This window comes from Streptomyces sp. NPDC043996, from assembly GCF_056435225.1.
In genome coordinates, this window is sequence record NZ_JBWKEY010000027.1 from 1 (window position 1) to 10,158 (window position 10,158).

At 72.2% G+C, this 10,158-nt stretch carries 8 protein-coding genes; 2 read left to right on the plus strand and 6 right to left on the minus strand.

All coding sequences use genetic code 11. From position 1 onward, the window contains the following. Positions 1-326 precede the first annotated feature (326 nt). From hflX to miaA, 6 genes are all read right to left on the minus strand, one after another. A complete protein-coding gene (gene hflX / locus AC07A4_RS41040) occupies positions 327-1,817 on the minus strand; it encodes a GTPase HflX (RefSeq protein WP_478609641.1) in 1,491 nt (496 codons plus the stop codon). A gap of 253 nt (positions 1,818-2,070) precedes the next feature. After that, the gene (locus tag AC07A4_RS41045; RefSeq protein WP_478609643.1) at positions 2,071-3,735 is read right to left on the minus strand and encodes a M1 family metallopeptidase; all 1,665 of its coding nucleotides are present in this window, start codon (positions 3,733-3,735) and stop codon (positions 2,071-2,073) included. 192 nt (positions 3,736-3,927) lie between these two features. Further along, on the minus strand, positions 3,928-6,099 hold the full coding sequence (locus AC07A4_RS41050; protein ID WP_478609645.1) for a RelA/SpoT family protein: 2,172 nt from the start codon (positions 6,097-6,099) through the stop codon (positions 3,928-3,930). Between the two features lie 354 nt (positions 6,100-6,453). Next, the gene (dapF, locus tag AC07A4_RS41055; RefSeq protein ID WP_478609647.1) at positions 6,454-7,344 is read right to left on the minus strand and encodes a diaminopimelate epimerase; all 891 of its coding nucleotides are present in this window, start codon (positions 7,342-7,344) and stop codon (positions 6,454-6,456) included. 83 nt (positions 7,345-7,427) lie between these two features. Beyond that, positions 7,428-7,937, minus strand: coding sequence for a hypothetical protein (locus tag AC07A4_RS41060; RefSeq protein WP_478609649.1), 510 nt, complete (start codon positions 7,935-7,937; stop codon positions 7,428-7,430). A 107-nt stretch (positions 7,938-8,044) separates the two neighbouring features. Next, positions 8,045-8,983: a tRNA (adenosine(37)-N6)-dimethylallyltransferase MiaA gene (gene miaA, locus AC07A4_RS41065; protein ID WP_478609651.1), complete on the minus strand. Its 939-nt coding sequence runs from the start codon at positions 8,981-8,983 to the stop codon at positions 8,045-8,047. Positions 8,984-9,164: 181 nt separating this feature from the next. Here miaA and AC07A4_RS41070 point away from each other — a divergent pair, with 181 nt between their 5' ends. Together AC07A4_RS41070 and AC07A4_RS41075 are read left to right on the plus strand one after the other, a co-directional pair. Next, positions 9,165-9,452, plus strand: a complete 288-nt coding sequence (locus AC07A4_RS41070) for a hypothetical protein (protein WP_478609654.1) — start codon at positions 9,165-9,167, stop codon at positions 9,450-9,452. A 25-nt stretch (positions 9,453-9,477) separates the two neighbouring features. Beyond that, positions 9,478-9,750 carry an antitoxin gene (locus AC07A4_RS41075; RefSeq protein WP_478609656.1) on the plus strand — a complete coding sequence of 91 codons (273 nt, stop codon included), beginning with the start codon at positions 9,478-9,480 and terminating at the stop codon, positions 9,748-9,750. The last annotated feature ends 408 nt before the right edge of the window (positions 9,751-10,158 follow it).

Genomic DNA, 10,158 nt, shown 5'->3' on the forward strand with positions numbered 1-10,158 from the left:
TCGCAAGGCCCGCTGCAGCCCCAGCCGCATCAGCCGAACCGTCGCCGCTGTTCATGCCGTCGAGATCGCGTGGCACTCAGGATGAGAAGCCTTCAGTGAGGGACTCATTGAGGGACTCAGCGGGAGATCCAGTCGGGGACTCGGCGCAGACCTCGGTGAGGGCTTCAGCGGCCCTTACGGATCACTGAGAAGGACGCGCCCGCCGAAGCCTCACCCGCCCACGGCACGCACGTACGCACATGGCGAAGGCCCCGCCCCCTGTCGCAGGGGGCGGGGCCTTCGCCATGTGCGTACGTGCGTGCCGAGCGGTGCGCTCAGCGCGACCGTCAGTGTGCCGCCGGAACGAACGGCGCCAGTTCCGCCGCCAGTTCCTCGTGCACCCGCGCCTTGAGCAAGGTGCCCTCGGCGGTGTGCTCCTCGGAGAGCACCTCGCCGTCGGAGTGGGTGCGTGCGACGAGCTTGCCGTGGGTGTACGGCACGAGGGCCTCGATCTCGACCTCGGGCCGCGGCAGTTCCGCGTCGATGATGCCGAGCAGTTCCTCGATGCCCTCGCCGGTGCGGGCGGAGACCGCGATCGCGTGCCGCTGCGTGCGCAGCAGCCGCTGGAGGGTCAGCGGGTCGGCCGCGTCCGCCTTGTTGATCACCACGATCTCGGGGACGTCCGTGGCGCCCACCTCGCGGATCACCTCGCGCACGGCGGCGAGCTGCTCCTCCGGGGCGGGGTGCGAACCGTCCACCACGTGCAAGATCAGGTCGGACTCGCCGACCTCCTCCATCGTGGAGCGGAACGCCTCGACGAGGTGGTGCGGCAGGTGGCGGACGAATCCGACCGTGTCCGCCAGGGTGTACAGGCGGCCGCTCGGCGTCTCGGCCCTGCGGACGGTCGGGTCGAGGGTGGCGAACAGCGCGTTCTCCACCAGCACACCCGCGCCCGTGAGGCGGTTGAGCAGCGAGGACTTGCCCGCGTTGGTGTACCCGGCGATGGCGACCGAGGGCACCTTGTTGCGCTTGCGCTCCTGGCGCTTGATCTCGCGGCCCGTCTTCATCTCCGCGATCTCCCGGCGCATCTTCGCCATCTTCTCGCGGATCCGTCGCCGGTCCGTCTCGATCTTGGTCTCACCGGGGCCACGGGTGGCGAGGCCGCCGCCCTTGCCGCCGCCCATCTGCCGGGACAGCGACTGACCCCAGCCGCGGAGCCTGGGCAGCATGTACTGCATCTGGGCCAGGGCGACCTGGGCCTTGCCCTCTCGGGACTTGGCGTGCTGGGCGAAGATGTCGAGGATCAGGGCGGTCCGGTCGATCACCTTGACCTTCACGACGTCTTCGAGGTGGATGAGCTGACCGGGGCTGAGCTCGCCGTCGCACACGACCGTGTCCGCACCGGTCTCGACGACGATGTCGCGCAGCTCCAGGGCCTTGCCGGATCCGATGTACGTCGCCGGGTCCGGCTTGTCGCGGCGCTGGACGACGCCGTCGAGGACGAGGGCGCCCGCGGTCTCCGCGAGGGCGGCGAGCTCGGCGAGGGAGTTGTCCGCGTCCTGCGCCGTCCCCGAGGTCCAGACTCCGACGAGGACCACGCGCTCCAGGCGGAGCTGGCGATACTCGACTTCGGTGACGTCCTCGAGCTCGGTGGAGAGGCCCGCTACGCGGCGCAGAGCCGCTCGCTCGGCGCGGTCGAGCTGTTCGCCGTCCCGCTCTCCGTCGATCTCGTGGCTCCAGGCGACGTCCTCTTCCATCAGGGCATCGGCCCGAAGACCTTCGGGGTGGTTCTGCGCGAAGCTCTGTGCGTCCTGGGAAGTGGAAGAAGAGGAGGTCATTGGGTCCTTTACGTCGATGGGGAATCCGATATGGAGGCACTGGGGAGGCCTGAGCCGCCCTGCCGCACCGCTGGAGCGGCGCTGCCCGGCCTGCGACGGCGCCACCCGTCACATGTCAGAACGCTCACGGCCGCCCGGGGATTCCCCGGTCCGGCCGGGAACGCCCCTGAGGTTTCCCCGAGGGGATGTCCCTGACGGGCCGCGTCGCCGACCTGAAGATGGTTGCACGGGACGGCCCGTCTCGTCACCTGGGTTAACGGGGAGCGCGCCCGCCGAGGCCCTCACCGGCCGCGCCATGGCCCTGACCAGCGGCGTCGAGGGCATACGCGCTCCCGCCATGGGCGTGGGCACCCCCGCCGTGGGCATGACCGCCGTGAGCGCCACCGCCGTGGGCATGACCGCCCGTGCCATGGCCGCCGCCCGCCCGCGCGGGCCGCTGCTTCCCCGGCGCCTCCGACGTCCAGTCCGGGTGCCCCGGCATCGGCGGCGTCTTGGTGCCGTACAACCAGGCGGAGAAGAACGCGCCCAGGTCCCGGCCCGAGACGTGCGAGGCCAGGCGCGTGAAGTCGGCGGTGGTCGCGTTCCCGTCGCGGTGGGCGCGCACCCAGGCGCGCTCAAGCCGTTCGAATGCGGGCCGCCCGATCTGCTGCCGCAGGGCGTACAGCACCAGCGCGCTGCCGTCGTACACGACGGGCCGGAAGAGGCTGATCTTCTGTCCCGGCTTCGGCTCCTTCGGCGCGGCGGGCGGGCCGCCCGCCGCGCGCCACCGGTCCGAGTGCCGGTAGGCCTCGCGCATGCGCGTGCGGAGCTCGTGGCCCGACTTCTCCTCGGCGTACAGGGCCTCGTACCACGTGGCGTGCCCTTCGTTCAGCCACAGGTCGGACCATGTGCTCGGGCTGACGCTGTCGCCGAACCACTGGTGCGCCAGTTCGTGCACCATGATCGTGTCCACGTACCACTCGGGGTACTCGGGGCGCGTGAACAGCTGCTTCTCGAAGAGCGACAGGGTCTGCGTCTCCAGCGCGAACCCGGTCTCGGCGTCGGCGAGGAGCACCCCGTACGTCTCGAACGGGTAGCGGCCGACCTTGCCCTCCATCCACGCGATCTGGCCCGGCGTCTTCTTCAGCCAGCGCTCCAGCTTGGCGTGGCCCTTGGTCGGCACCACGTCGCGCACGGGCAGCCGGCGCGGTCCTGTGCGGTGCAGCACCGTGGACCGGCCGATGGACACCTGGGCCAGCTCGGTCGCCATGGGGTGCTCGGTGCGGTACGCCCAGGTGGTGGTGGCCCGGGCGCGTTTCGTGGCGAGGGGCAGGCCGTTGGCGACGGCGGTCAGCGCCTTGGGCGCGGTGACGCGGAAGGTGAACCGCGCCTTGTCGGCCGGGTGGTCGTTGCAGGGGAAGACACGGTGTGCGGCATCGGCCTGGTTGGCCATGGCGAGGCCGTCGGCGGTGCGGATCCATCCGCCCTCCTCCTTCCCGCCGACGGGATGGCTGGTGTGCCGGACGGCGATCTCGATGCGCTGGCCGCGCTCCACGCGCGCGTGGGGCGTGATGACGAGGTCCTCGCCGCTGGAGGCGAAGGAGGCGGGGACTCCGTTGACGTCGACGGAGCGGACCTTTCCCTGCGCGAAGTCGAGGTTGACGCGCTCGAGGCGGTCGGTGGCGCGGGCGTCGATCTTCGTGAGGGTTTCGAGCGGCTTGCGGTTGTCGCCGCCGTACGTGAAGGCGATGTCGTACGCCAGGACGTCGTATCCGGGGTTGCCCAGGTGCGGGAAGAGCCGGTCGCCGATGCCGAGCGGGGTGGCCGGCTGCGGGGCGCTCGCGGCGAGCAGGGCCGCGGAGGTGGCGGTGGCGAGGAGGGCGACGGCGACGCGGACGGCCTTCGGCCGTGACGTCCGGGGGCGCGGGGTGAGCAGCATGAACTACCGCTATCAGCGGGCGGCTTCCCCACCGTGACGGCGCGCGCCGTGCCACCCGAACGAGTCGGAAGCGGGGTCTCCGGATGCCTCAGCGCGTCCTTACACCGCCTGAGCAGGCCGTTGCATGCTCCTAGGGAGGGCTTTCCGCTCCCTAGGAGGCATCGGCTCCCTAGGAGGCATCGGATAGCGCTCCTAGGGCGTGGCCGTGGCCCGGTGCTGTGCCCTGCTCACGTCGTACACCCCCGGCACGTTGCGCATCGCGCGCATGAGGCCCGGGAGGTGGGCCGCGTCCGGCAGTTGCAGGGTGTACGTGTGGCGCACGCGCTGCTGGCTCGGGGGCTCGACGGTCGCCGAGATGATGGCGGCGCCTTCCAGGGCGATGGCTTCGGTGAGGTCGGCCAGGAGGTGCGGCCGGCCGAACGACTCGGCGATCAGCGTGACCCGGCATTCGGCGCTGTCCCCCCAGCGCACGCCCACTTCCGGGCGCCCCACGTCCTTCATGCGCGCCACCGCGGAACAGCTGACGCGGTGCACGGTGACGACGCCCCCGCGTACGGCGAAGCCGGTGACCTCGTCGGGCGGGACAGGGGTGCAGCAGCCCGCGAGGCGTACGGTGGCGCCCTCCCGGTCGACCACCACGTTCGCGGCCACCGGGCGCAGCGCCGCCGGCACCTGCGGGCGCTTGGCGGCGGCGGGCACCGTCATCGGGGGCGGGTCACCGGCCGCGGGCTGGCCGACGGCGGACGTCGGGTGGGAGGCGAGCCAGCGCCGGATGGCGATCCGCGCGGCGGGCGTGCGCGCGTGGTCGAGCCATTCGCGTGAGGGTCCGGACGCCGGGTCCTGGCCCATGAGCAGCTGCACCGTGTCGCCGTCCCGCAGGACCGTGCTGAGCGTCGCGAGACGGCCGTTGACGCGCGCGCCGATGCAGGCGTGCGCGTCCTCGCCGTACTGGGCGTATGCGGCGTCGACGCAGCTGGCACCGGCGGGCAGGCCGAGCGTGCCGCCGTCCGAGCGGTAGACGGCGATCTCGCGGTCCTGGGCGAGGTCCTCGCGCAGGGTGGACCAGAAGGTGTCGGAGTCCGGCGCGGCCTGCTGCCACTCCAGGAGGCGGGAGAGCCAGCCGGGCCGGGTGGGGTCGGCGCGCTCGCCGTCGGCGGCGGGCTGCTCCTCAGGGGCCGGGGCGTACGGGCTGCGCAGGGTGATGACGCCCGCTTCGGCGACGCGGTGCATCAGGTGGGTGCGGATGAGGACTTCGGCGACTTCGCCGTCGCCGCGCGCGACGGCCGTGTGCAGCGACTGGTACAGGTTGAACTTCGGTACGGCGATGAAGTCCTTGAACTCCGCCACGACCGGGGTGAAGCAGGTGTGCAGTTCGCCGAGCACTCCGTAGCAGTCGGCGTCCTCGGTGACGAGGACGAGCAGCCGCCCGAAGTCGGCGGGGCGCAGTCCGCCGCGCTTGCGGTGCACGCGGTGCACGGAGACGAAGTGCCGGGGCCGGATGAGGACCTCGGCGGTGATTCCAGCCTCGCGCAGGACGCCGCGCACCTCTTCGGCGATGTCCGCGAGGGGGTCGGAGCCGCTGCTGTTCTTCGCCGTGATCAGGGCCTTGACCTCGGCGTACTCCTCGGGGTGGAGGATTTCGAAGACCAGGTCCTCCAGTTCGGTCTTCAGGGCCTGGACGCCGAGCCGTTCGGCGAGCGGAATGAGGACGTCCCGGGTGACCTTGGCGATGCGCGCCTGTTTCTCGGGGCGCATGACACCGAGGGTGCGCATGTTGTGGAGCCGGTCGGCGAGTTTGATCGACATGACGCGTACGTCGTTGCCGGTCGCGACGAGCATCTTGCGGAACGTCTCGGGTTCGGCGGCCGCACCGTAGTCGACCTTCTCCAACTTGGTGACGCCGTCGACCAGATAGCAGACGTCGTCGCCGAACTCCGCGCGCACCTGCTCCAGGGTGACGTCCGTGTCCTCGACCGTGTCGTGGAGCAGGGAGGCGGTCAACGTCGTTGTCTCGGCGCCCAGTTGGGCGAGGATCAGCGTGACGGCGAGCGGGTGGGTGATGTACGGCTCGCCGCTCTTGCGCTTCTGGCCGCGGTGCGAGGACTCCGCGAGGACGTAGGCGCGGCGCAGCGGCTCCAGGTCGGCGTCCGGGTGGTGGCCGCGGTGGGCCTCGGCGACATGGCTGATCGCGTCCGGGAGGCGGCCGCGCGCGGCTGGTCCGAGGAGGGCGGCACGGCCGAGCCTGCGCAGGTCGAGGCGGGGGCGGGAGCGTCGCCGCTGGCCCGTGGAGCCCGCGGGTGCCGCGCTCGGACCCGAGGGCGTCGTGGGGCCGGGCGTCGCGGGATTCGTCGCCTCCGCACTCATGGGCACCTCCGGCAGCTCCGACCGGCGGTGAGCGGACGGCAGCCTGCTCCGTCCGGGCCGGTGCTTGATGCTACCGAGCCCATCACGCGGTGCTGACCCGCTCTCGCCGAGCGTGAAACGGATCACCCATTCGAGCGACAGTTCTGTGGAGTGCTGTTTCGCGTGATGATTCGACTGGTGCGAGCGCTGTTTCGACACGGGGGTGCCCCGTCGTGACGGCGCGGGCGCTCGTTGCGACCGTTTTCACGCGTGTGCGGACGGCCGAGGGCGCCGTGTGCGCGGCGTCCGGGACGGTGCGCGGAGTGTCCGCGGGACACGCGGCATACGGCCCGGGGCCCGTCGTTCCGCACGCGTTCAGCGCGCCGCTCCGGCCAGCCAGCGCGGGTCGATCTCGCCTTGGGCGACGATCACCGCGGGGCCGGTCATCTCGATCTCGCCGTCCGGCCGCTCCGTGATCACCAGGCGGCCGCCGAGCACGTCCACGGTGTACGACACCGGGGTGCCGGTCGCGGTGGGGTCCAGGCCGTCCCTGCGGGCCGCGGCGACGGCGACGGCGCACGCGCCCGTGCCGCACGAGCGCGTCTCGCCGGCACCGCGCTCGTGCACGCGCATGGCGACGTGGCGCGGCCCCCGGTCGGCCACGAACTCGACGTTCACCCCGTCCGGATACGCGGACGCCGGGCTGAACGGCGGGGCCTCGTAGAGGTTGCCCGCGTGGGCCAGGTCGGCCACGAAGGCGACGGCGTGCGGGTTGCCCATGTTCACGTTGCGGGCGGGCCAGTGGCGGTCGGCCACGGAGACCGTGACGTCGCCTTCGGGGAGCACGGCCTTGCCCATGCTGACGGTGACGTCTCCGGCCGGGCCCCCGGGGGTCGCGGCCTTGGCGATGTGCACGCGCTTCACGCCGCCCCTGGTGGCGACGGCCAGGTCGCCCTCAGCGACGAGCCCGGCGTGCTGGAGATAGCGGGCGAAGACCCGCACGCCGTTGCCGCACATCTCGGCGATGGAGCCGTCGCCGTTGCGGTAGTCCATGAACCACTCGGCCTCGTCGGCCAGGTGCCGGGCCTCCGGGTGCGCGGCGGAGCGCACGACGTGCAGCACGCCGTCGGCACCGATGCCCGCGCGGCGGTCGCACAGGGCGGCGACGGTGGCCGGGGACAGCTCGATGGCGTTGTCGGCGTCCGGGACGATCACGAAGTCGTTCTCGGTCCCGTGCCCCTTGAGGAAGGCGATCGGCGTGCTCATTCCTCGATCGTACGGGGTGGGTCCGACACCGGGCCGGGCAGTGTCCTCGGCGGCTTCCCGCGGCCTGGACCGGGCGCCTCGCGTCAGCGGAGCCGGGCCACGCGCCACACCGCGAGCACGGCGACCGCGGCGACGACGACGGTGTACGCGGAGACGACCCGCCAGTCCGGGCGCCGCCCCGAGCCGCGCTCGGGCAGGCCGGGCCAGGTGTAGCCGACGCGGCGGGCGGCCATCATGCCCCAGCCCGCGGCGCAGGAGCTGATGAGCAGGCCGAGCATGGCGACCACGGCGCCCCCGTCGCCGAACTCGAAGGCGAGCGGGAAGGCGAACATCAGGGAGCCGACGGCGGCGAGGGTCACGATGGGGGCGAGCTGCCAGATGCGCAGCCTGCGCTGGGGGCGCAGCTCGACCTCGACCTCGGGCTCCGTCGCCAGCTCCGCTTCGGAGGGGCCGTCGTCGGTCACACCGCCCGGGGGGACCGCCTGACTGTCCGGGCCGTCTGAGCTGAGCCGCGCTCCATCAGAATCGGTGTGCCGCTCAGAAGCGGTGTGCCGCTCTCCGTCATGTGCGGTGTCACGAGGGCTGGCCTCCATCGCCACGCGCCCTCCCACTTCGGACTCCACTGGTCGATCGATGGTCGATGATGGCACGGCGTCAGGTGCCGAGATGACCTGCGGTGCGTCCCGATGCCATCACGTGATCAGGCTGTGACCGCTCGTTCGACCAACGCCAGTGCCCGCCCGGTGAGTTCCCCGCGGTCGGCGGCGGCTCCGCTGAGCCAGTGCACGCGCGGATCGCGGCGGAACCACGAGTCTTGGCGGCGCGCGAAGCGTTTGGTGGCGCGCACGGTCTCGGTGCGCGCCTCTTCCTCGGTGCACTCCCCCGCGAGCGCCGCGAGCACCTGTTGGTAGCCGAGTGCGCGCGAGGCCGTGCGCCCCTCGCGCAGCCCGCGCTCCTCCAGGGTCCGCACTTCCTCGACGAGACCGGCCTCCCACATGCGGTCCACGCGTACGGTGATCCGCTCGTCCAGCTCGGGCCGGTCCACGTCGACGCCGATCTGCACGGTGTCGTACACGGACTCGTGGGTGGGCAGGTTGGCGGTGAAGGGTTCGCCCGTGATCTCGATGACCTCCAGGGCGCGGACGATCCGGCGGCCGTTGCCGGGCAGGATCTTCAGGGCCGCCGCCGGGTCCGCGGCGGCGAGGCGGGCGTGCAGCGCGCCGGGGCCGTGCAGCGCGAGCTCTTCCTCCAGGCGGGCGCGTACGGCGGGGTCGGTGCCGGGGAAGTCCAGGTGGTCCACGGCGCCCCTGACGTACAGGCCGGAGCCGCCGACCAGGATGGGCCAGCGGCCTTCGGCGAGCAGCCGGTCGATCTCGGCGCGCGCGAGCTTCTGGTACTCGGCGACGCTCGCCGCCTCCGTGACGTCCCAGATGTCCAGGAGGTGGTGCGGGACGCCGTCGCGCTCGGCGAGCGTCAGCTTGGCGGTACCGATGTCCATCCCCCGGTACAGCTGCATGGAGTCGGCGTTGACGACTTCACCGCCGAGGCGTTGCGCCAGGAAGACTCCCAGATCGGACTTTCCGGCCGCGGTGGGCCCGACGACGGCGATGACCCGCGGGGCGGGGGCTGCACTACTCACCGCTCTAGTCTCGCAAATCACCTCGCGACTGCCCGAACGAGCTACGTGACGACGCGGCTCCGGGGTCGTTGCCTGTTGCGAGGTTCCGGCCGCCGGTTTCGAGGCCGGTCACCCGGGCGACGCAACAGGACGCACCGGGCGGCGCGGGATTTCGCCCACACGAGTAACGTATGGAGTAGGTATGGGTGTTTTTTCACGGTTCCGTCGTAAGAAGTCCGAGGCGAGCACCGAGGAGGCGGCAGCGGCCACGCTCACGGCGGAGCCGGAGGCGGCCGAGGAGTCCACGGAGGCCGAAGCGGCCGCCGAGACCAAGAACGACGCCAAGGCCAAGGCCGAGGCGTCGAGCGACTCCGAGGACGAGACGGCGGAGACCACCGAAGCGGCTGCCACGGAGAACGTGGAGATCCCCAAGCAGCAGTCCGCTCAGGAGGCGGCCGACAACGAGGCCGGTGAGGGCGCCCGCAAGTGACTCCCCCGTGAGGGAAGGTGGATCCATGGGCTTCCTGGACAATCTGAAGGCCAAGCTCGCCCCTGCCAAGGACAAGGTCTCGGGCCTCGCGCAGCAGCACGGGGACAAGATCGACCAGGGCCTGGACAAGGCCGCGAAGCTGGTCGACGGCAAGACCAAGGGCAAGTACAGCGCCAAGATCCAGACAGGGACGGACAAGGCGAAGGATGCCCTGGATCGCCTGGCCGGGACCGACGACGGCAAGGGCACGGGGGGTCACACCACTCCCCCGTCTCCGCCACCGCCACCGGCTTCCTGAAACGCACCGGCGGACGGCCGTGAAGCGCGCTCAGCTTCACGGCCGTCGGCGTGTCCGGCCCCGAGCCCTGCACCGCCCGCCGGGGCGGGCACGGGGCCGGTGAGAGCGGGGCGGGCGCCGGGGCGCGCGGCGTCGACCGGGACGCGACCGGTGTGGGCGGTGCAAACACGGCGCTACGGGGACACGGACGCCGAGCGTTGACAGACCAGGCCCTTCAGCGCCACGGGCACGTGGGCGGCGGACGGCGGGCACAGGGCCGCCCGCACAGCGGTGCTGGCACGCGGCCAGCACAGATCGGGCGCCAGGCCCCTCAGCGCCACCGGTACGCGGCCAGCGAGCCGTCGAACGCGAGGTCCCTCAGCGCCACGGACACGCGGGCAGCGAGCGACGGACACAGGGCCCCTCAGC

Bases quoted from the DNA above. Each gene is read 5' to 3' on its own strand.
- AC07A4_RS41075 (WP_478609656.1), top strand. From the start codon at position 9,478: ATGGGCTTCCTGGACAATCTGAAGGCCAAGCTCGCCCCTGCCAAGGAC.
- AC07A4_RS41045 (WP_478609643.1), bottom strand. From the start codon at position 3,735: ATGCTGCTCACCCCGCGCCCCCGGACGTCACGGCCGAAGGCCGTCCGC.
- hflX (WP_478609641.1), bottom strand. From the start codon at position 1,817: ATGACCTCCTCTTCTTCCACTTCCCAGGACGCACAGAGCTTCGCGCAG.
- AC07A4_RS41060 (WP_478609649.1), bottom strand. From the start codon at position 7,937: ATGGAGGCCAGCCCTCGTGACACCGCACATGACGGAGAGCGGCACACC.
- dapF (WP_478609647.1), bottom strand. From the start codon at position 7,344: ATGAGCACGCCGATCGCCTTCCTCAAGGGGCACGGGACCGAGAACGAC.
- AC07A4_RS41070 (WP_478609654.1), top strand. From the start codon at position 9,165: ATGGGTGTTTTTTCACGGTTCCGTCGTAAGAAGTCCGAGGCGAGCACC.
- AC07A4_RS41050 (WP_478609645.1), bottom strand. From the start codon at position 6,099: ATGAGTGCGGAGGCGACGAATCCCGCGACGCCCGGCCCCACGACGCCC.